The 23,864-nt window shown below is 41.9% G+C and carries 24 protein-coding genes and 1 pseudogene; 1 reads left to right on the forward strand and 24 read right to left on the reverse strand.

Annotation, left to right across the window (positions count from 1 at the left end):
• Positions 1 to 29: 29 nt before the first annotated feature.
• The 8 genes from PCH01S_RS16860 to PCH01S_RS29860 form a co-directional block, all read right to left on the reverse strand.
• Positions 30 to 404: a hypothetical protein gene (locus PCH01S_RS16860; protein WP_053228737.1), complete on the reverse strand. Its 375-nt coding sequence runs from the start codon at positions 402 to 404 to the stop codon at positions 30 to 32.
• A 265-nt stretch (positions 405 to 669) separates the two neighbouring features.
• Positions 670 to 2,982 (reverse strand): M4 family metallopeptidase, encoded by a 2,313-nt coding sequence (locus PCH01S_RS16865; protein WP_042231066.1) that lies wholly within the window; start codon positions 2,980 to 2,982, stop codon positions 670 to 672.
• 378 nt (positions 2,983 to 3,360) lie between these two features.
• Positions 3,361 to 3,618, reverse strand: coding sequence for a hypothetical protein (locus tag PCH01S_RS16870; RefSeq protein WP_042231067.1), 258 nt, complete (start codon positions 3,616 to 3,618; stop codon positions 3,361 to 3,363).
• A gap of 163 nt (positions 3,619 to 3,781) precedes the next feature.
• On the reverse strand, positions 3,782 to 4,441 hold the full coding sequence (locus tag PCH01S_RS16875) for a hypothetical protein (protein ID WP_042231068.1): 660 nt from the start codon (positions 4,439 to 4,441) through the stop codon (positions 3,782 to 3,784).
• Between the two features lie 27 nt (positions 4,442 to 4,468).
• Positions 4,469 to 4,831 (reverse strand): hypothetical protein, encoded by a 363-nt coding sequence (locus tag PCH01S_RS16880; RefSeq protein WP_042231069.1) that lies wholly within the window; start codon positions 4,829 to 4,831, stop codon positions 4,469 to 4,471.
• A 40-nt stretch (positions 4,832 to 4,871) separates the two neighbouring features.
• Entirely contained in the window at positions 4,872 to 5,333 is a 462-nt protein-coding gene (locus tag PCH01S_RS16885) for a hypothetical protein (protein WP_042231070.1), read from the reverse strand.
• A 21-nt stretch (positions 5,334 to 5,354) separates the two neighbouring features.
• Positions 5,355 to 5,708, reverse strand: a complete 354-nt coding sequence (locus tag PCH01S_RS16890; RefSeq protein WP_241688829.1) for an Imm64 family immunity protein — start codon at positions 5,706 to 5,708, stop codon at positions 5,355 to 5,357.
• 27 nt (positions 5,709 to 5,735) lie between these two features.
• Complete coding sequence (locus PCH01S_RS29860) at positions 5,736 to 6,026, reverse strand: immunity 53 family protein (RefSeq protein WP_084706627.1); 291 nt, start codon at positions 6,024 to 6,026, stop codon at positions 5,736 to 5,738.
• A gap of 377 nt (positions 6,027 to 6,403) precedes the next feature.
• Here PCH01S_RS29860 and PCH01S_RS16895 point away from each other — a divergent pair, with 377 nt between their 5' ends.
• Positions 6,404 to 6,769: a hypothetical protein gene (locus tag PCH01S_RS16895; RefSeq protein WP_042231071.1), complete on the forward strand. Its 366-nt coding sequence runs from the start codon at positions 6,404 to 6,406 to the stop codon at positions 6,767 to 6,769.
• A gap of 176 nt (positions 6,770 to 6,945) precedes the next feature.
• On the opposite strand, the gene PCH01S_RS16900 is transcribed toward PCH01S_RS16895, so the two are convergent.
• The 16 genes and pseudogenes from PCH01S_RS16900 to PCH01S_RS29875 form a co-directional block, all read right to left on the reverse strand.
• Positions 6,946 to 7,326: an Imm8 family immunity protein gene (locus PCH01S_RS16900; RefSeq protein ID WP_042231072.1), complete on the reverse strand. Its 381-nt coding sequence runs from the start codon at positions 7,324 to 7,326 to the stop codon at positions 6,946 to 6,948.
• 380 nt (positions 7,327 to 7,706) lie between these two features.
• Complete coding sequence (locus tag PCH01S_RS16905; RefSeq protein ID WP_042231073.1) at positions 7,707 to 8,423, reverse strand: hypothetical protein; 717 nt, start codon at positions 8,421 to 8,423, stop codon at positions 7,707 to 7,709.
• A 319-nt stretch (positions 8,424 to 8,742) separates the two neighbouring features.
• Complete coding sequence (locus PCH01S_RS16910; RefSeq protein WP_042231075.1) at positions 8,743 to 8,970, reverse strand: DUF7336 domain-containing protein; 228 nt, start codon at positions 8,968 to 8,970, stop codon at positions 8,743 to 8,745.
• A 23-nt stretch (positions 8,971 to 8,993) separates the two neighbouring features.
• Positions 8,994 to 9,326 (reverse strand): putative toxin, encoded by a 333-nt coding sequence (locus PCH01S_RS31750; RefSeq protein ID WP_407670216.1) that lies wholly within the window; start codon positions 9,324 to 9,326, stop codon positions 8,994 to 8,996.
• Positions 9,327 to 10,124: 798 nt separating this feature from the next.
• Positions 10,125 to 10,451, reverse strand: a complete 327-nt coding sequence (locus PCH01S_RS16925; RefSeq protein ID WP_042231078.1) for an RHS repeat-associated core domain-containing protein — start codon at positions 10,449 to 10,451, stop codon at positions 10,125 to 10,127.
• Between the two features lie 240 nt (positions 10,452 to 10,691).
• The gene (locus PCH01S_RS16930; RefSeq protein ID WP_042231079.1) at positions 10,692 to 10,958 is read right to left on the reverse strand and encodes a hypothetical protein; all 267 of its coding nucleotides are present in this window, start codon (positions 10,956 to 10,958) and stop codon (positions 10,692 to 10,694) included.
• Positions 10,959 to 11,005: 47 nt separating this feature from the next.
• Positions 11,006 to 11,188 (reverse strand): hypothetical protein, encoded by a 183-nt coding sequence (locus PCH01S_RS30505; RefSeq protein WP_129112463.1) that lies wholly within the window; start codon positions 11,186 to 11,188, stop codon positions 11,006 to 11,008.
• 177 nt (positions 11,189 to 11,365) lie between these two features.
• Positions 11,366 to 11,647 carry a hypothetical protein gene (locus tag PCH01S_RS16935; protein WP_042231080.1) on the reverse strand — a complete coding sequence of 94 codons (282 nt, stop codon included), beginning with the start codon at positions 11,645 to 11,647 and terminating at the stop codon, positions 11,366 to 11,368.
• Positions 11,648 to 11,708: 61 nt separating this feature from the next.
• On the reverse strand, positions 11,709 to 11,855 hold the full coding sequence (locus PCH01S_RS30510; RefSeq protein WP_156972829.1) for a hypothetical protein: 147 nt from the start codon (positions 11,853 to 11,855) through the stop codon (positions 11,709 to 11,711).
• Between the two features lie 42 nt (positions 11,856 to 11,897).
• The gene (locus PCH01S_RS16940) at positions 11,898 to 12,275 is read right to left on the reverse strand and encodes a hypothetical protein (RefSeq protein ID WP_042231081.1); all 378 of its coding nucleotides are present in this window, start codon (positions 12,273 to 12,275) and stop codon (positions 11,898 to 11,900) included.
• A 182-nt stretch (positions 12,276 to 12,457) separates the two neighbouring features.
• Positions 12,458 to 13,102: a hypothetical protein gene (locus PCH01S_RS16945; RefSeq protein WP_129112462.1), complete on the reverse strand. Its 645-nt coding sequence runs from the start codon at positions 13,100 to 13,102 to the stop codon at positions 12,458 to 12,460.
• A gap of 549 nt (positions 13,103 to 13,651) precedes the next feature.
• Positions 13,652 to 14,032, reverse strand: a complete 381-nt coding sequence (locus PCH01S_RS16950) for an Imm8 family immunity protein (protein WP_042231202.1) — start codon at positions 14,030 to 14,032, stop codon at positions 13,652 to 13,654.
• 26 nt (positions 14,033 to 14,058) lie between these two features.
• Positions 14,059 to 15,093, reverse strand: a pseudogene (locus PCH01S_RS31415) (polymorphic toxin-type HINT domain-containing protein).
• Between the two features lie 384 nt (positions 15,094 to 15,477).
• The gene (locus tag PCH01S_RS16965; RefSeq protein ID WP_042231085.1) at positions 15,478 to 16,014 is read right to left on the reverse strand and encodes a hypothetical protein; all 537 of its coding nucleotides are present in this window, start codon (positions 16,012 to 16,014) and stop codon (positions 15,478 to 15,480) included.
• Positions 16,015 to 16,023: 9 nt separating this feature from the next.
• Positions 16,024 to 21,123 (reverse strand): polymorphic toxin-type HINT domain-containing protein, encoded by a 5,100-nt coding sequence (locus tag PCH01S_RS16970; RefSeq protein ID WP_053228739.1) that lies wholly within the window; start codon positions 21,121 to 21,123, stop codon positions 16,024 to 16,026.
• A gap of 32 nt (positions 21,124 to 21,155) precedes the next feature.
• Entirely contained in the window at positions 21,156 to 23,630 is a 2,475-nt protein-coding gene (locus PCH01S_RS29875; RefSeq protein ID WP_164977115.1) for a Kelch repeat-containing protein, read from the reverse strand.
• Positions 23,631 to 23,864 lie beyond the last annotated feature (234 nt).

The following is a 23,864-nucleotide window of genomic DNA, read 5'->3' on the forward strand; positions in this document are numbered from 1 at the left end:
ACGAGGTTAGATCGCATTGCGGTTTAAAATTATTTCAATTCAGATTGGAATATCCATTTTTCCTCAAACCCACCTACAAGTGTAGCCGGGTTCTTTCCGTGAATATCATTTGGAACGTTTATCCCTCTATACCAGGCTAGAAGTTCGGAATCAACGTTATTTTTATAGATTATTCGGTAAATAACATTACTCTTATTAAAATCATTTTTAAATGCACTAGTTTCTGGCTCTACACGCTCAATCTTTAGTACAATACCACCCTTTTTAGAAATAACCGTCTTAATTTCTTCTTCATGCTGCTTTTTTAGGGTATTTAAACCAATGACTAATACCACCGCAACTATTCCTAAAAGGGATACGATAATAATTGCCATCCACCTGGTTAATTTACTTTTAATGATCATAAAAAAATCCCGCCCTTTCCTCCCAGCATATTATCCCATTTTGCATAGCTTGATGCTCCGTTATAGGAAGGATATATTGTAATACTATCATTAGGCAACAAAAATCTCGCAGACCCTTCGAATTTAACAGACACAGAATTTGCAACTTTGTGACCGGATCTGATTTAAGCACTCATTATAATGAACGAAGCAAGCAAAGAGCACGCAAAAAAGCGCCCCGTCCCCGGTTTAACACCGGGAACAGGCCGCCTTTTAACTTTATATCTTAACTAACGACTGCCCACAAAGCCGGAACGTTAGCCGGTTCCCAGCCTGGCATAGCCGTGTGACCCTGGAGAGCTCTGTAAGTCTTCCCTTGATAGGTGACGAGATCGTTGACTTGGTAAGTGGTATACGCAGCCCAAGCAGCAGCGCCGGAGCCTGTATCCGTCGTAACGGTCACCGCGTTGCTCGCTGGAGATACGTTGCCTGCAGCGTCTCTCGCTTTGACAGTGAAGGTGTAGGACGTTCCGCCCTGCAGTCCGCTGACGGTCGCGCTCGTGCCTGTTACTGTAGTAGCAAGCGTCGAGCCGTTGTACACGTCATAGCCGGCTACGCCCACATTATCCGTCGATGCGCTCCACGACAGGGATACACTGCTGGACGTTTTGGCTGTCGACACCAGGTTGCCCGGAGCCGTAGGCGGCAGCGTATCCGTCGGGTCGGTCGACGAGCTGGTTGTCACCGTCACCGGGCTGCTCGCCGGAGATACGTTGCCGGCCGCGTCCTTCGCTTTCACCGTGAAGGTGTAAGCCGTGCTCGGGCTCAGACCGCTGACGGTCGCGCTTGTGCCGGAGACGGATGCCGCCAGTACGGAGCCTCTGTACACGTCATAACCGGTCACGCCCACATTATCCGTCGATGCGCTCCACGACAAGGTTACGCTGCTCGAAGTTTTGCCTGTCGAGACCAGATTTCCCGGTGCCGTCGGCGCTTGGGTATCTTGAGCCGGCGGAGGACTTCCGATGCCGACAGCGGCATAGGCCGCTTTTACCGAGTTAACCTGGGCTGAGTTGGCACCGAAAAGATCGGTGGCCGAACTGATCGCCGCTTGACGCATGGCCGCAAAATTGGATGTGCTCGTCAAGTAGTAAGTAAGGGCTTTATAGACAATCTTGGCAGCATCGCCGCGGCCGATTCCGGTTACGCTAACGCCGCGGTGCGTGCCGCCCTGGGCAAGCAGGTAGAACGCTTTGTTGGGAATGCCGCTGTTTTTATGCACCCCGCCGTTATCGTCGGACCCCCGGTAAATGTTGCTGTAATGGTCCGGCTGATTGAACAGCGTCGGATTCTCCATCGAACGCAGCGCATCGCCTGGGATGGACGGCGTATAGATGTCATCGCCGATCAGCCAATTCGTTCCTTGGATGGTGTTGCCGAATACGTCCGAAATCGACTCGTTAAGCGCACCGGACTCTCCTTGATAAATGAGTCCCGCCGTTTTCTCGGTAATTCCATGCGTCAACTCATGGCCGATGACGTCGAGATCGCCGGAGAACGCGCGGAATGTCGAGCCGTCGCCGTCACCGTACGCGATTTGCGTTCCGTTCCAGAAGGCGTTGTTATAGCGGCTTCCGTAATGCACTGTCGACTTGATCGCCATTCCTCTGCCATCCAGGCTGTCGCGGTTAAAAGTATTTTTGAAGTAATCATAAACGACTGCCGCATAAGCATGCGCATCAACTGCCGCCGGGTCCGTCCACACGTTGTCCGCGTCCCTCATCAGCGTTCCCGGAAGCGATTGGGTGTTGCCCGCCGAATAAGTAATGATACCGCCGCCCCGCGTCGTATCCTGCATCACGTATTGGGTGCCGCTTTGCGTTGTTGTAAACGTTTTCGTATCACCTAGCACGCCGACGCCCGTACCGGTCGCATGGTCCAGCATGCCGTACTGGTTCACGATTTTGCCCGTTGCCGCATCGATAAAATACGTCTCGCGCTGCGGGGAAGGCTCAAGCACATTCACTTCCGTGATGTATACGAGCACGTTCTGCCCGTTGACCGGATAGAAGTTCAACTCTGCCTGCTGCTCCCGCTCCTGAGCGCCCAGTTTGCCGATCCGCTTCTCCATATCTTTGTTCGCGATCGCGATCGCCTTCTCTGCGCTGATCTTCGGCGAGATTGCAGTGAGAGACTGCTGGCCGCTGTCGGCAACCGTACTGCCCAGATACGCCGAGACGTTGCCCTGTTTGTCAAAATGAAGCGTCTGATCCGTGCCGAACACCGGAATTCCCTGGATGTACTGCTTCAGACGCACGTGCTGGGTTCCTGTCTCGGCATCCGTCGCCTGATCCGTGATCCGGATGCTCTGCTCCGCATCGCCCGCCAAATTGAGGAGCCCCTTCTTGGCGTTCAGATAACCCCATACCTTCGCTTCCAGAGAAGCATTCTGCGGAGCAATCCACTTCTCCCCGATAAAACGCGGAGCGGCCAAATCAGCCGGCGAACCCGACGCGGAATTGCCGGAGGCTGCGCCTACCGGAATTGCGGACAACGCCATTATCGTACTCAGCACAATTACGGATAAACTCTTTTTCATTCATCATTCATCTCCCATCATTTTTTTACTGCAAGGCTTTTCAACCCCGTTGTGATAACGCTTTCAAAACACTCCCCTTTCAAAAAACTCATTATCTCAAATCTCTATGTTAGTTAAACCGGATGCACGCATGGAATGGCACAAAAAAACAGCCATTTTCAGATCGTTAGTTAATCTTGGCTGCGATTTCATTGGTAAATATGTAATTATTATGTTATTTTTACAATTTCATAATACTATCGGTTTTGCGAGTTGTCAATTGACCGCGGGTTGAATTTGAGAAAAAAATTTTTTAGTTGAGAAGGAATATTTTTAAAAGAGAGCTGCCAATTGAGGCTGTAGAACCTGCCGGATCTAGAAGATACACGCTCAACCGGCCTACAAACAAACATGCATAATCTTTTTCGCGATATCAAGTGTTTGTTCGCTTTGTGTATAAAAACGTTCAAATTCTTGGTTGAATACTTCGTTTATTGTTTCCCTTAATGCAAGAAGGGTCAGGCCCGTTTTTTGTTCGCTTATAAATTCAACAATATATTCCACTTCAAAAGAATACTCATCATCCAGTAAGGGCTCAATTTCAATGGGATTCCATTCATTAATGATCTCTTGGATTTTGTAAAAATTCGCGGTCACAGTTCTCCTCCTTGAATTTTTTGATGACACCACTTATTTGCTGTACATTTCCAGCCTATCTCTATCGAAGAACGGCAAGGCAGATACGCTCATTGCTCCAAATTCCAAAAAATTATCCCGAGCTTGTGTAAGTGTAACCGGACAAATGTCGTAACCAAAATAGTTATGGCTTCATCTTGATGAGTTTAGTTGCTTTATTAAATAAAACCGTCTTTATTTTCTTATTTTTATCCCCTTTATTTGGAAGTCTAAATAGCGGTAATGCGCTGCACTCTATCAATTCTTGGGCAAGGGCATCCTCAATAAGTTTGTAATTCTCATATTCGAACAATTTTAATAGTTCACTTTCTGATAGCGGAAATTTGCCTTTGATTTTTGATCTTATCCTGTTAGAATAAATCTCTTTCTCAATAATTTTACTATCAAAACTTCTCTTTAATTTTTCGAACTGGTTCTCGCTTATTCGATCCTCTTTTAACATTTTCACAATTAGGCTCTCAAGTGCCAAAAACGATGTTTTCTTGTAATCTTCAAGAATTTGTTCCACTAAGCTGCCTTCTACCGACTCGTTGGCTTGCTCTTTAATTTTTAGACCGTAATATTTGTAGATAATATGTTCCTTAGCTTCATTTGTCGTTTTCAGCTCATCCAGTACAAGGTAGAGACCGAAAATAGCCTCATTTGATAAATCGCCGAAAATTCCAGCGGCATCTCTAACTGATAAATTTGAAAACAGGCTTTGTACTTTGTGATAAATTTGTTTATCAAAAATTTTATAGGTAAATAAATGATTAATTGCTTTTACCGTTTTCGCATATTCCAATAAACATCCTCCTCAATTTCTTTTCTTTTACGTAGGATCTTTTAAATCTTTTTGTGCCAGATCCATAGCGACCGCTAATCTGATTTTGCTTATTTTACTCAACCCTTTGCTATATTCAGAAATAGATATAGTTTTTACTATAGGTATTGCTTCGCGGTTTACCCTATTAATCTCAATATCTACAATTATCGAATCATCAATAAGAATTTTATAGAGGTCTTCCCCTTGCTCAGGTATCCAACTAATCGTATAGGCAGTTTTCAGTTTAGGAAAGTTCACTTGTAACACGTCAAATAATTTATTGTTGCTCTTTCCCTTAAATAAGGATTTTTTGGAGTTAATAAGTTCTTCCCTTATATCTAATTCCGTTTTACTTCCAACAAGTTTCAAAACCCAGCCCTTCCTTTCAGCCAAGAGAATTCCAACTCAACTAAGCTTTTTCATCAAACTGTTTGATATCAAGGATCATTTCAACTTTTTTAAATAAAGATACTAACAGTGAAATCTCTTCTTTACCGATCATAATATCCGCATCTGCGCCGCGCGTTAGAGATACTACGAGAATAATCGAATGTTCAAAAACATTGACTAATATAAATCCCTGTCTTTTTAATGACTGCCCGCTTACTTTTATAAAATCGACTCCATACCTTTCTTGATGAAAAATATCGCTTAAAAGGATGTCATTTGCCTTATCTACTGCTTTTAAAACTCTCTCATACTCTTCGAAAGTTAAATCTATCTCAGCAGTCATTCCATGCTCATAGCTCTCAGAAATACTAACCTCTACATAACCCATCTCGTTCATTGATACTTTTATAATTCCAGATTGTTCTTCAAAAACAGAATGAATGCTTAAAGAGCCTATTTCTTTGTACGGTTTCTTTGTCATTGAGCACCTCTCGCCTGATAATTACTCCTGTCTTTCCGTTAATCCGTTAATATGCCAGCTACTTTTTGTTACCTTCAATTCACCATTCGATAAGTCCGGCCAAAAAGATAACGAGTATCTTTCCGGTTTGAATTCTCGTGGAGAGAACTCGATCTGTGCTTCAAGGTCACAAAACGCATAATCAAATTGCAATGTAGGGTAAATTTCTGCAACAAGTTTTACAATGGTTTCGGTAGCTGTCTCTAATGACTCTTCTGAGTAATCCGGAAGCACTTCACTCTCTCTAAAAGAAACCAGAAACCCAGAATACTCCTCACACTTTTCTATCTCTATTTCAACATTCAAATCTTTATATGGAACCAGATCGGCAGACAAATAATCCCTCCTGTTCCGTTGTGAAACTTAATCATTAGTTGCCCAGTGATAAAAAGTCCTTAAGATCTCCTCAAGATTTCCTGGTCCTCCGGCACCCGAAAAACAACCATCTTCTATTTTACAGTGAACCCAATCGTCATCCGTTCGTTCAATCTGAACCACATCTACTTGCCTGCTCGCCAATTCTGTCTCCCTTAGATTTATGGAAACATGCCATCCGGGATTATCAATGGTAGTTATTCGAATGCCACTTTCATGTTCCCAATCTCCATTACAATGTGATGTGAACCACTCTTGTAACCATCTCAAAATCTCCAATTGTCTACACTCCTATGATTTGTTTGATTTCGCAAAAGAAAAATTCATAAAAAATCTTTGTTTAATTGCTCTAACCAATCTGATAATTGAATACCTTTCGTTTCTAATTCGCTATAAATAAAACATTCATTAACAAAACATAGTAATTTCATTACTATTTCTGGTAAACAGATAACAAATCACCTAGCAATCGTAGAAATATAAAAAATGTAAATGTATAATCAAACTGTAAAACAAACCAAATATAGGAATGAGAGGAAGTGGTTAGAAGTAAATAGTAACAGCCTCTGTAACCACTATTTTTCATCAACCTTGGCAACATGTGAGAAATTGTAAACTTAAGTTCATTCCAATAATATCTTACAGGAGGTTTTTTTATGAGAAAAGCATTTCGCGTCTACGGACTTGCAGCAGTGATCTTAACTATGACTGCAACCACTGCATATGCAGCCAACCAAGAAAGTACCGCTTACGCTAAGAGCGGAGGAAATGATGCCAAATCCTCGTATATTACCGGTCAAGGTCAAATGGGTAGAATGAAGTTTAATTCATCCGGCGGTGGCTATGGCTTCTATGAGAAAGTTTGTTCAGGAAGTACCACATATGGCCCTGCTTCCTATATCCCGGCTAGCGGCGGTTCAGTTGATGAACTTGTGCCAATGCCGTCCAACTGCCAGTTCAAGCTACACATTACCAGCGGATTGAATTTTCCGGTAGCCGGCACCATTCAAAACTACGAATAATACACATGCAAGCGCTCTTCCCATTAGGAAGAGCGCTTAGACTGTTGCGAAAGTCTCGACAGTCTATTTTTATACCGTATCTTTTAATTTTATGCTTCGCTCAAACAACGGTAAGCAGAATACCCACTGGCTTCAGAACTACTGTAAACGTGGTCATAAAATCAAGGTTTGAGATATCATTTAATCTTATTTAATCTATCCATTGCTTCTTCCAGAGTCTCATACTGAATGTTGTCATACTCCCAATTCAAATAACGATTAATAGCCTTTGCCACCTCATCCCATGTTGAACGGATGCAATCTTCCAAAATTTTATTGATTTCCTTCTCCACTAATGCCAAGTTAAATTCTTTTACAATAAATGTTGCCCTTCCATCCATAATTTTATCTTCATTTAGAATAGAGAGCATTCTCTTCGGGGTCATTATTCTGAAATAGAAATAATCGACTCCGTCTACATCTCTAGGACCAATATCTGCAATGGCAGGAACAACAAAGTCATCATCAGATTGCGGTTCACTACTTATTAGAATTCTTTTAAGCTGCGGTATGACCAAATCCAATTTCTCCTCTAAGTTGTTCTCTTCATCTCTTAACACTACTTTGATACTATTTACCTCAATGATTTATCAACTCTTTATACGTCATTGGGTTGCTTGGTCTATTTCGAGGCATCACAAATAACCTGCGAAATGATTATATTTCATACGGGGATGCTCAGAAACCTCAGCGCAATATAACGCTTTAGCTATTATACCGATTGGTAAGCCGAATGTTGAAAAATCCTCGCTTTCCTTTCTTTAAATTCAATGGGATTCCATTCATTTATTATTTCATGAATATAATAAACATGTTCGTTCACTCTCTCCTCCTTATTTTTTATGAAATGTTAACTTTGACTAGAATCATAAGGTAATAGTAAGTCATTCAGCATCGATTAGTTTTCTCTGGAGAGGAGCTCAAATTTAACGATATCGTCCTGACTGTTCACATTATCAAGCGAGTTAAATTCGAAAGTTTTTCCAGTCGGCGAATCCTTTTGCTCCCCTTTATAACTGAACGAAATTTGTTCAAACTTGTACCCTTTAGCTTTAATAAATTGGATAACTTTATAAACTTTATCATATTCATCTTCTGTGCTCTCTTTTTTAAATGCGCGATCTATATGTATATAAATAATGGAATCTTTAAGTTCTTGTTTAATGTCTTGGTAACTCGGTACCCCTCCATATGGAATTGTAGAGTACTTATCTACTGCTGATCTAGCATTTCCCAAGTTAATTCTAGCTGTACCCTTCTGGGCATACACACTCTTTACAAACGATTCCAGTTCTTGATTAACTTCGAACCTCCAGGATGCCGTTAAAAAATCATCCCATAAACCTCGATCATTCCATGACTGGGATATTTCAAACGAAAGCTCTTTGTTGTTCTCAGGATGTGCAAGAATCCAGTAAATATCATTTTTAAAACTATACTTAATATTTTCGGTCATGATGTTTTGTGAAAATTTTTCCTGAATATAACTGTCTAGTTCTTTTTTGAATTTGTACCTTTGTATTGGTGAACCTTCGCTGACATAATAAACCAAGCTAAATAGAACAAAAGCGACAAAGCTTACTAATACGAGAGCAATCTTTTTATTTCTTCCCACTTTTATCCCATTTTCGATTATAGAGACATAAAGACGGGTTATTTAAACCCATCTCATTTTTAATAGTATACTACCTATCTGGAACGCTAACTTAGTAAAGATTTCAAACTTTTGAGAATGTTCTTCGATAAATCTAGTACCGTGTGACATGTAAGCCTCCCCATCTTCTGCTTTTTATAGGGTCTCCTGTTCACCCGCCCGTTACAGCGTCAAATTCACCCACCGTAAAGTTACAATAGACATCAAGGACCACAACCTCCGTTGTTGTCCTTGGTGGGAATATAAACTCTCCTTGCATAACTTATACTTATAGCAATAATCAATCTTCAAATGCGCTAGAACTCAAGAAGCCTTCCTGCCACTCATTTTTGTCCACATGGTATTCATCAATATAAAAATCTTCCGGGTATTCTTTGAAACCAGGCAATTCTTTATATTTATTGATTACATCTTGTGCTTTATCTCTTGTAGAATAGATACCAATTGTTTTTGTATATTCAATTTGGTTTATTTCATAACTATGTTGTAACAAAAAAACTGTTTTCATGGTTATTCCCCTTCGAATTTTATTCAATATCTCTTTTCAGCTATATACCTGATTTTGATTGATTCACCTTTTTCATAAATAGCATCTTTTAACGGTTTGGATATGTTAGCTCTCGGAGAAATAATCAAATCAATGGGCATTCCACTGTCTAAATAATCTCTGAATTGTCCGCTTTTGTAGATATAAGCCTGATTCTTAACTTCAACAATTCTACCATTTACAATGGCGTCGCATTCTCTTCGCCTTTGCTCTACAAAAAGAAACCCCGACCGTTTAAAACCATTCAGGGAAAGGTTACATAATTTAATTCCATTTAGATCATTCTCTTTTAAATCCTCCCTGTTAAGATACTCCACTGGCCGATAAAAGTTTTTTAAGTTAATCAAAAATGCTATATAAATTGTGCGGTTGTCCTGAAAGCAATCCGTGAATAATCATTCGGCACTGGGTGGGGGTAAAAGAAGACCTTGAGGATTTCCGCCCCAAGGCCTTGGATTTTTGCCTATATTCTCTTGCTTAATTGTGCAGCAGGATTCCAATTTTCAGGGGATGTCCTACCTTCTGAAAACCAAATACAACCGTTTCCTATCCAATTATCTCTCCATTTTCGATAGGAATCCTCATTATTGCAAAAACCATCATCATCGAAACCGTATTGAAATCCGCAGCAAGGACATATTTCGTCAGATGGTACACCTCTATGGTCATAAGGTGCTTCATACAAGTCCTGATAATTGCACACTAAACAAATATGTTCCATAAAATCCTCCCATCAATTTCCTGGTTGCCTATTCCAGTAAGCCTGTCCACCAATCGGTTTAAAGTATGTTTTCGCAGTCCCAGCAGCGTTATATGAGCCCAATGCATTAGTTGCCGGGTTATACACTCTAAATAGTACCATCTGTATCTGTTTTAACTTGATATTGACTTCTATTATTATAAAAAATTGTTAGCCTTCTGTGCATAATCATTCGCATTTGTCGCCCAACACCTCTACCATGCCGATCATAATGGTCCTGTAATGTGCTGTTATTACCCCAGTTACAAGGTCAAGTATTATGCACCCAAATTCCAACTCACTGACGAAGTAGGCGTGGAACTCATCGACCGTCATATTGTAAACCGTGACGTGCTTCTGTTCCAGTTCAATCGTTTTATCCCCACTCTTCATGGTAATCCAAATCTTGCCGCCCTTGACTATTTTGCCAATTGGGATAAAACTCGCCGCTGTCAAATTTTGATGAGTTCGGATCAGTCAAAGTGGTAATATCACTTACCACCAAGAAGTCAAGTATTTCTCCGGCAGCTTTCATACCGCCTAAAACTCCATTTGCCATCGCGTCTGTTACGGGATTTGTGACTACCTCGCCAAGGTATCCGATTCCGTTGACACCTTTGTAATTATCCGTGGCCTGTTGAATATGCCCACTCGGATCTACATGCGTAAGAGGATTATTCATCACATACGTATACAAATTCAAACTCAGCGGATTATCCAGCTGCCCTTCATACGTATCCTAATTTATAAAAGCGCTCTAAGCAAAACAAAAGACGAGGTTCTACTCCCGTTTTTCTAGTCAGGTTATTTTCTTTTATTTATTCTTTTCTAAGAGTACTGTTTAACTTTGGGTATATTTTATCAAAGAACTATTGTCAAATCGTTCTATGTTATTCCGAAGTTCCTTGTACCCCATCTACCCCAACTCCTTATTTAGTAAAGACTATAGCGAATCAACTAATTCATTTCTCATTCTATTAATTAGTTCATTCTCACCTAGAGATATTGGGTATAAATCTCCGTCTTCATATAAATTTTTTTCAGCTTCATCATAACTATCTGCATACTCAATCACAAATGATTCTAATTTTTTGATAAAAGTAACTTTCCTATACTTCCCATTACATACAAAAACAAATGTATCGTTGATTAATTCCTTCTCAAATTTCAAATCTCTAAATATCCGCTCAATTTTTTCAATTAGCTTCATAACTCACCTCAAGATTTAATCAATCAGATTCTCATCCATATCATATCTTATTGCTCCAATCTTACCTGAGGATAATTTGGATTATACCCATTATCCATTAAATATTTATAAAGTTCCTCGGGCTTATTCCCTTTTAATTTACTAGGTACATTCAATACATCATCTAATCCTTTAATATTACGTAAGGCATTGCCTGGCCGCTTAGCCCTTCCACCTGAAAGAACTGCCATTGTATTAATCCCATCCCCTGTTAGTGATGCATCATAGTAATCTAACAACTGACCTGTAGCCCATTGTGCATTACCTTCTGAATTTCCGTTCGCACTCTTGATGGGGGTAAAAAAAGACCACCTTACTTATAGCAAAACGTAAGGTGGTTAAATCTCAAACATGATGAAACTTTAAAATTATATTATAGTTGATACTGACTCGTAGTATTCTTTTTGGTTATCCCTCCATAATTCTTCAACTTCTGAACCGCCAACATTTATACCCAAAAACGAAGGGTCAAAAAATATCTCTTGCTTATTCAGTAATACTAATTTTAGAGCATCGCATACTAAGCCCTCTGTGTTTTTCTTCATGTTAAATAACACGATTTCAGACACTTTATTATCTAGCAAAGGATTATTAAATATAACATTACTTATTCTTGATTTTGCAGGAACAACATCATCGAGATCAACCATTATTTGAATATCATCCACCACAGCAAGTGAAATTTTCGAATACTGTTCAATTGATTCAATTTTAATTATCTCCAAATTCGAGAAAAAGATAGTTCATACTAGCAACGAACTCAGCAAGTCCATCTTCTTCTGAATCTATGAATCCTACTAAATAAATATCATCTAAACGGTTATTTTGTATAGTGTGTTTGATTTCTTTTAGAGACATATACCAACCTCCCATACAATACTAGTTATTTAAAGATAATGTTTAGATCCATTCCTTTACCTGGCTCCAATAATGTAACCCACTCACCGCTCGGTTTATTCGGCACTGGGTGGGGTAAAGAATAGACCTTGAAGGTAGTCCCTCAAGGTCAACAATAGTTACGAACAATAAATTGAAATAAACTCTATTGGTGCTAATAACTCGTCCCCCCAGGAATTTCCCTTCGTATTCACCAAACACAGTTATTTGGGTTATTTCCCCTTGTTCCTTCTCTACCCAAAATTTAAGGGTATTTGTTGTTATGGTATAGTGATTGTCTAACTCCTCCTCAACAAAACCACTAATGCTTATTTTTTCCTTAAGCTCTTGAAGTCCCCATCCAAGTTCATAAGGACCAACGCTAACACCGTTAATAATCATGATATTCTAGTATCACCTCTTTCTTATTGTAATGTAGTAACATTTTTGCTTCCTCCTAATAAAAAGAAAGGCAACAATTGAAACCAATTGCTGCCTCATTTTCTTTCATGCCTATTTAGCTTCTTTCTTTGGCAAGAAACATCTCTTCGCCAAAATGCTGTCTGGCATTCTCTTCTAGAGAATTAGGCTCTACCAACTCTCCAGGGTCTTCGCTTAGGAAGGTCATCGTTCCTTCTTCCATGTCCTCTTTCTTCCATGTCCTCTTTCTTCCACCACTCAAATGATTCCACTTGTTCTCTGCAATTCATTAATGCTAGATACTCGTTTGAATAATAATTGCACCAAAACACGCCAGGCAATCTCAAATCCGGAGTACCTGTGACATGCTGTCTTTTTAAAGCATCAGAATGTGTTATTTCTCCATATAAGGCCTCAAAAAGTACAATAAACTCTTTAAACAAATATAGGACCTCTTGTTTTTTTGAATCCAATACATCAACCGAGAAGGTGAGGTATATATAATTTAGCTTTTTCTTATTCGGGCAATGCCACCATTGGCTCCCCATAAACAATGATTTTGGGCCTTTAGCCATAAAGTTTCCGGCCTTCCCCACCATTTTTTCTAATTCTATGTCATAGCATCCTTCTGTCTCCGAGCACCACAAAGAAATGGCTTCTTCTCGTGAATATCTAACTTTGAGAGGTTCTGTCACTCCCATCTTAGTAAATAAAAATCCATTCTCACTTAAAGAATCAAATACACTTTTCGCTATATTCTGTTTATTGAAGACTTGGTAGGTAAATAGGGTAAGAGATATCTCCTTCACATGTTTTCCACCTTTCCGCATCATTAATAATTTTTGTAAGTCCCGTTTGTATTTCGGACTTTTATAGTTCCTCCAGCACGTGTAATATCGTTTATTAAAGCCAGTATAAATTATCGTTTCTAGCATTCTCGATATTAAACCTTGCATTCGTCCCGTCTCTGGCATCCCCATTCGATCAACCATGCGTGAGCGGATTATCCAACTGACCATCATACATATCCTAATTTATAAAAGCGCTCTAAGCAAAACAAAAGACGGGGTTCTGCTCCCACGCTATGTTATTGATAAGTTGCAAATCTGATTCAACTTAAAAAGACCGCTCATGGCGGTCATCTACTGACTCTATTTATTTTAGGAAATTTAGGTAGTAACTTGTATAGCTAGGGTATAATCGTCAACACTTGAACGAATACGTACATTTGCATTTGAAGAAATATCATATGGGTCTGATGAGAGTAAAGTTCTATTTGAGATTGCCCCTCGATTCATTCGGCACTGGGTGGGGGAAAAGAAAAGACCTTGAAGGCTTTCCCCTCAAGGTCTTAGGTATCAGTTATCCTTATTTAATCTTGCCATTGCTTCTTCAAGTGTCTCGTACTGGATATTATCATACTCCCAATTCAAATGGCGGTTAATAGCCTTTGCCACTTCATCCCATGTGGGACGGATACAATCTTCCAAAATTTTATTAATTTCCTTTCTAACTATGTCTAGATTAAATTTTTGAACTATTAAATAGCCTCTACCATTTAGAACTTTAACATCTTCCAATTCCTTAATTATTGCTTTGGGTGAAATCACACTAAAATAGAATTGGTCTGCACCATCTGAATTTAAAACTCCAATGTCAGCCACTACAGCTATACAAAAATCATCCTCAGTTTCAGGCTCAAAAAATGTATGTGTTGCTTTTAGTACTGGCACAACCATTTCCTGCTTACCCCTTTCGAAAGCTATCATTCAATTTCCACATGAAAATTACCAATTTTATCTTTTTCATTAAATCCTTTATTAGAAAAGGTCTCAAAATTTGCTTCATAGGCTCCCTTACTTTTTTGTCCTGTTCTTACCCTTCTTAGACCATCTTTGCTGACGTACCACATACCGCCATCAATTTTTTGCACTTTAGCTCCTTTACCAACGAAATCAATAGCAGAATCATGTATTAAATCGGCTGAAACTTTCACACCTTGTAACCCATCAATCTTCTTGGAGTTCTTTGCTAAATCTGCTAAGTCGGAAGCAGAACCACAAAACAAATTAATATTATGAACCCAAATCCCCAAATCACTTACAAAATACGTATGGAAATCATCAACAGTGAAGTTGTAGACCTTTACTTTCTCATAGTGATGTACGATTTCAATGTTGTCAATTTTTAGATGATTTCCGTTACTTTGTACTAACTTATCGCCCACCTTCAAATCAACAGCAAGTACCTATCCCTTGCCCTCAACCCAGAATGGATGATTGTCAGTTGTCTCAATAATTTGATTACCAACCGATAACTTATATGTTGTATCTTTCTCGTTACGATGAAGAGCCGTAACTTCCTTGTAATCCTGCTCTCCAGTCTCTTCATTCTTGGAAAGAACCTTATCTCCGACTTCAATGTCTTCGATATTCTTCTCCCCTTCGTCTGTAATCACTTTGGTACCAGCACTAAAGCAATTACACATAAACTTTAAGTTTCGTGCCATTCCTCTAGTAGCGAAAGATGCTATAACCTCAACGGTAATGTTTCTTTTGTAAGCGTCCCATATTCCTAATAACTCCTCGCCGGCCCACACGGCATTATCAAGGTTATTCAATTCTTTGTATGGACTTTGCATAGATGCCACATCGAATAAAAATTGAAATTGGTTATTATTTTGATCTCTTATTATATCTTTGTACATTGTTCCTAAACTACTTCTTAACGCCCAATATCTTGCATTACCATTGTCCATCCTAGCTTCAACAATGAGGCTTTGCATTCTTTCATTGGACATATTGAAGTCAAAATTAAAAAGTTTAAAATGCCCACTTGGATCTATATACTTCAGCGGATTATTTTCCACATACGTATACAAATTCAAACTCAGCGGATTATCCAACTGTCCTTCATACGTATCCTAATTTATAAAGCGTTCCAAGCAAAACAAAAAGACGGGGTTCTGCTCCCGCCTAGCGAGGACAAAGGGGGTTAATTTCAATCAGAGCCACATTCTCTAAAAGTTCACTCTTATATAAAATGTCTAAAACTCCATCACTTTATAAGATAAGTCTTTACCTCCAACGTACGCTTGACTGCCGCCCGATTCATTCGGCACTGGATGGGGGAAAAACAAATCCCAAGGGAAATAGAAACTTCCCTCAGGATTTGCTAAATATCGTTATTTGATTTTGGAGAGCAATTCATATAAACTCACTATTCTTTGACTCTGAGGAAAGTGTTTATTAATCCTAGAAAGTTCATCAATAAAGTTCCTTGTTCTCTGGATCACTATATTTCTGAATTCTTCCTTAGGTATTAAGACATACTTCCACTCAGAATAAGTTGAGTTATTCAAAGGTTGTAAGATGATAAACTCACTAGTAAAACTTTCTGATTTCATTAAACTAATCGATATTTGGTCTTCTTTAGGGATAAACTCAATCCAAGTGTTGTACGTTTCAATATCTTTGAGCGCTACATACTTAGAAGTCTCTAATATCAAACATACTTCCAATAGGTTGTCAAACCAAGTAGATATAATATCGAAACCTTGTTCATCAGGAGCAAGTTCCTTGCTATGATAGTACCCGTATTCCTCTGTATTAAAGATTAATTGAAAAAAACCTTCTATTCCTCCTTCCTTATCAATTTGCTCTAAATCATAATTTCTCCAACGGTTAACATCAATGATAATTCGGTAATTAATATCAAACAATTTCTTAACCTACCTCCCGAAATCAGCCGGAGTCAACACATGACTTCCGTAGGCTGTATCATATTTTCCGTTCTTAAAGAAGATAGTTATAGTTTCATTATTATATTTGTACTGATAATGTCCACTTGTAAATCCTTTATCTATTGCTTCATTAATACCATTTTGAGTAGCTATCTTTATATCGTCCATTGACCAATTAGGGTTAAAGAAAGTATTCCCATTTAGTTTACTCTGTAATTGTTTATCATTTAGATATGGAACTTGATTAGAAAATTCACTTTTAGTATGTTTACCGAGATGTTGAATGTTATCTGCACTTAGAGTATAGGTACAATTGATGTTATGAACCCAAATACCCAAGTCACTTACAAAGTACGTGTGGAAATCCGCAACGGTAAAATTGTAAACCTTAACCTTTTCATCATGTTTTACTATCTTGATGTTGTCAATCGTTAAGTTATTTCCGTTACTCTGCTGTAGCTTATCTCCCACCTGCAAATCAGCGGCTAGCACCCAAGCCTTACCTTCAACCCAGAATGGATGATTGTCAGTTGTCTCTATGGCTTGGTCACCTATAGTTAGTTCATAGATGATCTCCTTATCATTTCGATACAGATGCGTGACTTCCTTGTAAGCCTGCTCTCCAGTCTCTTCATTCTTCGAGAGAACCATATCTCCGACTTCAATGTCTTCGATATTCTTCTCCCCTTCGTCTGTAAGAACCTTAGTTCCTGCCGTAAAACAGTTACAAGGAATTTTAGATGCTTTGGACCAGTTTGCTTCCGAATAAGCAACTGCTCTTTCAATCTTTCTCTCCCCATTTTTCAGGGTAATAAAAATTTTGCCGCCCTTGACTATTTTGCCAATTGGGATAAAACTAGCCGCCGCCAAAGCTTTATCAAATTTTGATGAGTTCGGATCGGTCACAGTGGTAATATCACTTATCACCAAGAAGTCAAGGATTTCTCCGGCAGCTTTCATTCCACCTAAAACTCCATTGGCCATCGCGTCTGTTACAGGATTTGTAACTACTTCGCCAAGATATCCGATTCCGTTGATACCTTCATAATTATCCGTAGCCTGTTGAATATGCCCACTCGGATCTCTATACTTCAGAGGATTATTCATCACATACGTATACAAATTCAAGCTCAGCGGATTATCCAACTGTCCTTCATACGTATCCTCGTTAATAAACCGTCCCATGCTCGGATCGTACCAGCGGGCGCGGAGGTACTGGAGCTTGGTTGCGGAATCCCAGTATTCCCCGGAATAGCGGAACGGGTTGGAGATGTTTTCCTCGCTTACGGTCGGGTTGCCCCAGATGTCATAGGCGTACTGATTCAACCGGGTGCCGGTTTCGCTGCGGAGCTCGACGACATCTCCGTGTCCGTTGTGGAGGTAGTAGGCTTTGCTCCCGCCGCTCTCCCGGGCTACGAGCTCTCTTCCCCGCACATAGCGAGCTTTGAGGCTGCCGCTGCCGTCGCCTTCGGCGATGACCTGGTCTCCATCGTAATAATAACGCTCGGTTCCGTCTTTGTCTGTGCGCTCGTACAGCAGTCCGTCTCCGTTATATTTGTACGAAACGGTGCTGCCATCTTTCATTTTTACGGCGGAGAGCCGGTCTTTTTTATCATAGACGTAGTCGGCGTCCGGGCTGTTCACTTCATGGTTGGTTTGGAACGAAGTCCGGTTGCCGCGGGCATCATACGCGTAGCTTTCCCGGTATTGGCTGGATGAAGTGATCCGGTTGAGCGGGTCGTAGCCGAATTGATAGGTTTGGCCGTTCTCGGTTTTGGCGGTTTCGTTCTCGTTGGCGTCGTACTCGTAGGCATAGGTGTTGAGCGCGGTTCCGTCCGCCTGCTTATGCGTCAGCGTTTGCAGCTGCAGCCCGTTGTAGGTATACGCGGTCGTAATTCCATTGCGCTGCCTGGTCTGCTTGATAAGATCGTTGCGGTAATAGCTGTAGGCCGCTTCCTCGTCCGCGAGGGAAGAAGACACGCTCGACAGACGGTTGCGCGAGTCGTACTGGTAGTAGGTATTTTGGCCGGACGGATCGTTCAGGGAGCTTCGCAGGCCCAGCGCGTTGTAATCGTACGCGAGCGTTTTGCCGTCCGGGTAGACAACCTTGGACAGTTGCCCCGTGGACGGCTGGTACGTGTACTGCGTCGTGCCCGTGTTATCTGTCATCCGGGTGCGCCGTCCGGCAAGGTCGTACGCGTAGCGGATCGTTTCGTCCGGCGCTTTCTTCTCGACCAGGAAATTGCGCGCATCGTACACGTAGCTGAGCTCTGTGCCGTTCCGGTCGGTCGCCCGGATCTGGTTGTTGTTGCCGTCATAGTAGAGCTTCTCCACTTTACCGTTGGCATCGGTAGTCTGAATGAGACGGCCCAGCTCATCATATTTCTTCTGCGTCGTGTTGTTGTCGGGATACGTGATGCGGATCATTCGTCCCAACTGGTCGTAGGTGTATTTCGTCTCTTCCTTCTTGGCATTGATTACGCCGGTCAGCTGCCCCAGAGGGTCGTAGCGGAATTCGGTGGTGCCGCCGTTCGCATCCGTGCTGGCAACGACGTTCCCGGCAAAATTGTACTGATACGTTCCGAGCACCTTGGCGGTTGGAGCAACCTGCTCTTTCTTGACGATTCTGCCGAGCTTGTCAGCCGTCTGCCTGAATATGTTGCCTTCCGGGTCGGTTGTCGTCTGGGTCAGATTATAGTCGTCCGTCGCGATTCTGGAGACGGCCTGATCCGCATAGGTGATCTGGTTCTGCCGGTTCCAGGCGTCATAGCCGATCTGCGTACGGTTCCCTACGGCGTCTTCGATCCAAGTTTGGCGGCCGTACGTATCGTAGCCGTATTTGGCTTTGGCTTTGTACGTGCCCTGCATGATGCCTTCTTCCGTTTTCCAGCCAAGGGGGTTCCAGGTGGTGACGGTTTCCACGCCGGTTTCGTCTTTTTGCCGGATTTGATTCTGCAGGTCAAGATACTGGATACTAACCGAGCTGTTGTCAGGCTGAACGGCTTTGATCACACGGCCCAGCGCATCGTACTGGTAGGTGGTTACGCCTTGGTTGCCGTCAGTCTGCCTAGTCAGAAGCCCTCTAATGGCATCATATTCGTATTGATTGACAATGGAGGACTTGTTCCCGTCCGCATTCGTTACCGCCATGGTCGTTTTGGTCGGAAAAGCTCCCTGATAGTCGGATGAATATTCCAGCTTCATAACGGTTTCGCCGGCACTGTTCTTATTGCGTATCTGAGTGACGTTACCGTACGCATCCGTATTCTCATATGCGGTTTCGGAAAGTTTGGCGCCCGCTGCGCTGCCTTCAAACATTTGTTTCAAGATAACGGTATGCTTGTTCCATGTGTACAGCGTATACTTGCTCTGACTGGAGCTCCTAGGCTCCAGAATACTGGTGAGCAGATGGTTATCATTGTATCCGAAGGTTGTCGTAACACCCGCCGGATCTGTTGATGAAGTTATATTTCCGTAATCGTCATACACCTTAGAATGAGTGAAAATGATCGGAGCCGCACCGTCAACGGATTTCGTAACGGTCGTTTTATCGGGCGACGGCAAATGTCTTTTCTCATCATAGACATGGTCCGTGGAAGTACGGTGAGTCTTACCGTCCACAGACGTTATTTCCGTTATGTTGGTGTTGTAGTAATAGGAAGGCTTCTCCCTTTCTATAAAATCCTTTTTCGTTCTAAATGTGGTCTGGTTCAACTTGTTATCTACGGTTACGGCAAACTCCATATCCTTATCATACGAGCTGCCCATATCTCCGTCATACGTAATATCTTTGCGGTTATAGGTCTGTATCGAACCGTCTTGCAGCGTAACTTGATCTTCTCTGGACTTGATGCGGTAAAATCCGTTATACCCGTAATTAAAGTTCCGGATCACTTGGTTATCTTCATACTTGTATACACTTTTTGCACCTGTCGGGTGCATAACCCCGGTAAGCAGGGAATACGGATTTTCCGCTTCAACTACAGATATATTAGTTGCATAAGATTTGGCCGATTTTAAGGCATAATCGTAAACCGTAGTTCTGCCAATAGGGTCGATTACAGAAGTTAAGACTTCGATGTAACTTTGAAGCGACTTGTTGTAGGTTACGGTCTGGCTGCCGTTGGTCAGGACGACAGCTGTCGGACTGTAGCTGATCGTAATGGCATTGCCTACGTCACTAGAGATCGAAGTTAATACGTTTTTGTAAACCGGATCATCGCTGTACCTGAAATAGATCGCATTCTTATAGTCGTCCTCAATTTTAACTAATTTTCCATCATAGTTGAAATACTGTTTGGTTCCATTAGTTGATTTCAAGACGTATCTGTTTTCAAGATTGCCGCTTTCCTCGGTAATGGTCAGATCTTTCCAAGGATATCCTTCCAGACCGCTGCTCGTAATCTTATAAACTCCCCCGCCTGCAAGGTGCAAATACTTTGTATCCTCGTGCCTTTCCACCGAAGAAATGTCCCATGACCACCCCTTGCCGATCGGAAACATTTTCTCTTCATAGGGAATGGTCCCATTCTCACCGGTACTTCGATAAGAAGCCATCTGGTTAAATTGAGCCGAACTGCTGTCGTAACTGCGTGTCAGGGAAAAGTTAAGTCCGTTCCGCCCGCGCAATACCATATCCATTTCCCGAACGGAGAGACTGCCGGAAAGTGTCGAGATCGTTTCGTGCTCCAGGTTGACACTGTACGGAGCTTCATCCGGTTTGGTATTCACGACAACAATATCGGGCACCGGTTCCGGACCGGCTGCCGCCGCCTTCATTCGAAAAGAAGGAGCCGGTTTCTCTTTGACTTCATTAATGATGGTGCTTGAAGCCTCTTTGGATTTATTTACGGGCTTACTTTTGGTTAACGCTTCTTCCAAATCCGCTTCCTTGATGTTTTTGCTTAAAGCCTGCTCAACCTCCTGGGAGTTAAAGCCTTTATCCAGGTATTTCTGAATCTTGTCCTTTTTAGCTTTAGCTTCGTCGCTTTTGGCATAGGCATGAGGAACGAGCATCCCTTGGGCGCACGTTAAAAGGATGGTCAATACCATCACAAGCGCGAAAATTTGTTTATTTCTTTTTTTCAATTGAATATCCTCCTGCCTTTATCGGCTTTTTCCTATTGGCTCTGCGCCGTTGAGGATTTCTTGATCAGATTGCCGTTGTTGTCATACTCGTAGCGTGTATCGTTTCTTAAAGTCAGGCTGCTTAGAAAGAACGAGTAACTGGATCCGCTGAAACCGCCGTTGACTCCGAAAATTTTAAAATAATACGTTTGTCCCTCTGTCACTTCATAAAGAACATTTTCCGGTATATCGGTTTCTTGGATGCCTGCCGCAAGGAGCCGTTTACTGCTGTCGTAGATGTGTACATTGTAGTTCTGTCCTTTCGGTACATTCAGGGTTAACCGGTCCACTCCATTAGCCTTTGCCGTATATTTGTAGAAGTCGACGTCAGTGGCCGTGGTAATTGCGGATGCGTAAGATTCGTTCATTTTGACGAAAAATGCCTGCTCGAACGTATCGTTGGGTTCATACGCGTTGGGCAGCATCAGATTGTTCCGAAAAGACCATTCCGACCATTCCGTACCGTCCTTCACTCGCACCGCAAAATTCCAAGACCCGCTCGTAATCGGTCCGGCCACATGGGAAGTTGAGCCGGATTTTATTTCTCCCGAGTTGTAGGCCCAATTTTTCCATCCGTCATTCGTTCCGACAACCTGATACTCGGTTTGCGCCTGCTGGTCCGCATCCTTGTACTTCCATGTAAAGGTCAACATGTTATCTGTCAGCGTCTGCCCGTCGGTATATGAAGTCAGCTCTGCAGAAGGCATTGTATTTATCCGTACATACGCTAATGGAGAAAAATTCGAAACCGCTCCTTTGCTGTCTTTCACCCTCACATACCAACCGGCGACCGATCCTCTGTTAATAAGATTAGCGGGAACGGTAAACGTGTTTGCGCTTGAAACGACCCACTGCGAGTCATAGATCTGTGACTTACCATCTGCGCTTAAAATAACAACCTGAAAAGCGGTTTGGATATCTCCCGCATCCGGATCGTTAAATGTCCAGCTTAATACAGACGCGCCTGTAGCGATCATCTGAGGATTGCTGGGTGAGAAACTACCCGGCTGTATATTCGTCGGTGCATTCGGTGCATGATTGACTGTAATCAAGCCTGTATAGGTAGAGGTGACCGCTTCCGCAGAATCGCTTGCCGTAACGGCAATATTCGTGTACGTCCCGCCCGGTAATCTGTCGCTGTTCAGATCCCACTGTAACGTCCAGGACGGGGAGGAAGACGTATTGGACACAATCGTTGTCTTGGTGATCCCTGCTATAGTCGCGCTTATGGTAACCGGATCGTTGTTCATATCACTTACTTTACCGGAGAGTGTAACGACACCTCGTCCGTCTTCTTTCCAGACCGTTTGGTCGGTGTTATCTATGCTGAGTTTGGGCGGTGTGTTGAAGGAAATGAAGTAAACAGCGTTTCCTCCCCTGCCGTCAGGTCCCGAAACGCATATCCTACCATCAGGGAGCAAGCTCTGTTCCATTGGGTAAAATCCAGTCGGTATAATTTCTGCTTTTGTCCACTTGTTTGTCGATGGGGTGTAAATATAACTTCCTTTCGAGTTATTTAATACTCTACCATCTAATAAAGTACTTTGCGGGCGTCCTGCATTATCACCAAGAATAGGTATATTCTCCGCATATGACCATGAATTGGTTGTAGGGTTATACAGTAAGCTTTTTTTAGAAGAAGGTCTCCATTCCCTATCCACAAGTGAACTTCCACCTACTACCATAACTCGTCCATCCAGCAGTGTACTTTGTCCAGCACCTGCAAGATCAAACGGGAGATTTGCTACCTTCGACCATGTATTAGATACTGGGTCATAAATATACGCTGTATCAAGTGTTTCTCGCATCGCTTCTCCTCCAGCTACAAGCACACGTCCATCACTTAGAACACTTTGCGAATGGCCAGCTCTTCCTTGGGGCATGTTAGCGGCTTCAGACCAAGTATTGGTTTGAGGATCGTACAAATAGGCTTTATGGCTAGGAGAATAATCTTCTAGTGGTAGAAAACCGCCCGTAACAAGAACCCTTCCGTCTTTAAGCGTACTTTGTTGATGACGATTTCTTTTAACAGGCATTGGGGCTGCTGATTCCCACGTATTTAGTTGCGGATTATATATGAGATTATAATTAGCGTTATATTCCCCTACAGTCACCATAACCCGCCCATCGTTCAAAGCACTTTGTCCATATTGACTAATCTGAAATACCGGGATAGGCGCAGCCGGCGTAACCGTAAAAGATGCCCCTAACGTTTTGGCAAAACCATTCAAATACACGTTCCCGTACACACTGCTTTGGACATCTGTTCCAGGAAGCACCGCCTTGTCAGTAAGATTCATCGGATTCGTGAGTGAATGATCGGGCAAACTGGCGGCCCCCTCAAACCCAACTGTGCTCATACTTTGTGAATATGCTGCAGTTGCTCCAAGGGTTAAAGCGTTCAGCAGCAGAACAAAGCTAGTCAGCACCCTCAAAGTTCTGTTTTTTTGTTTACGAATCCAACTCAAAATTTCCACCATCCTTAAATTAAAAATATTTTGATTATCATTTGAGATGTACACCCCTATGTACCTTGGATCTCCTCTTGTTCCCCACCGCCTCGAATAAAATAAAGAACCAACAACCTACAATGTTAGTGGACAATGCTTCATTTAGCATTAGGAACTTTTGTCGTATTTTGTAAAAAACAATCATTTTTGACGAAACACAAAAAAAGCCAGCCGGACTTCCCGGCTGACTTC

This window comes from Paenibacillus chitinolyticus NBRC 15660 (genome assembly GCF_000739915.1).
Lineage (GTDB): Bacteria > Bacillota > Bacilli > Paenibacillales > NBRC-103111 > Paenibacillus_F > Paenibacillus_F chitinolyticus.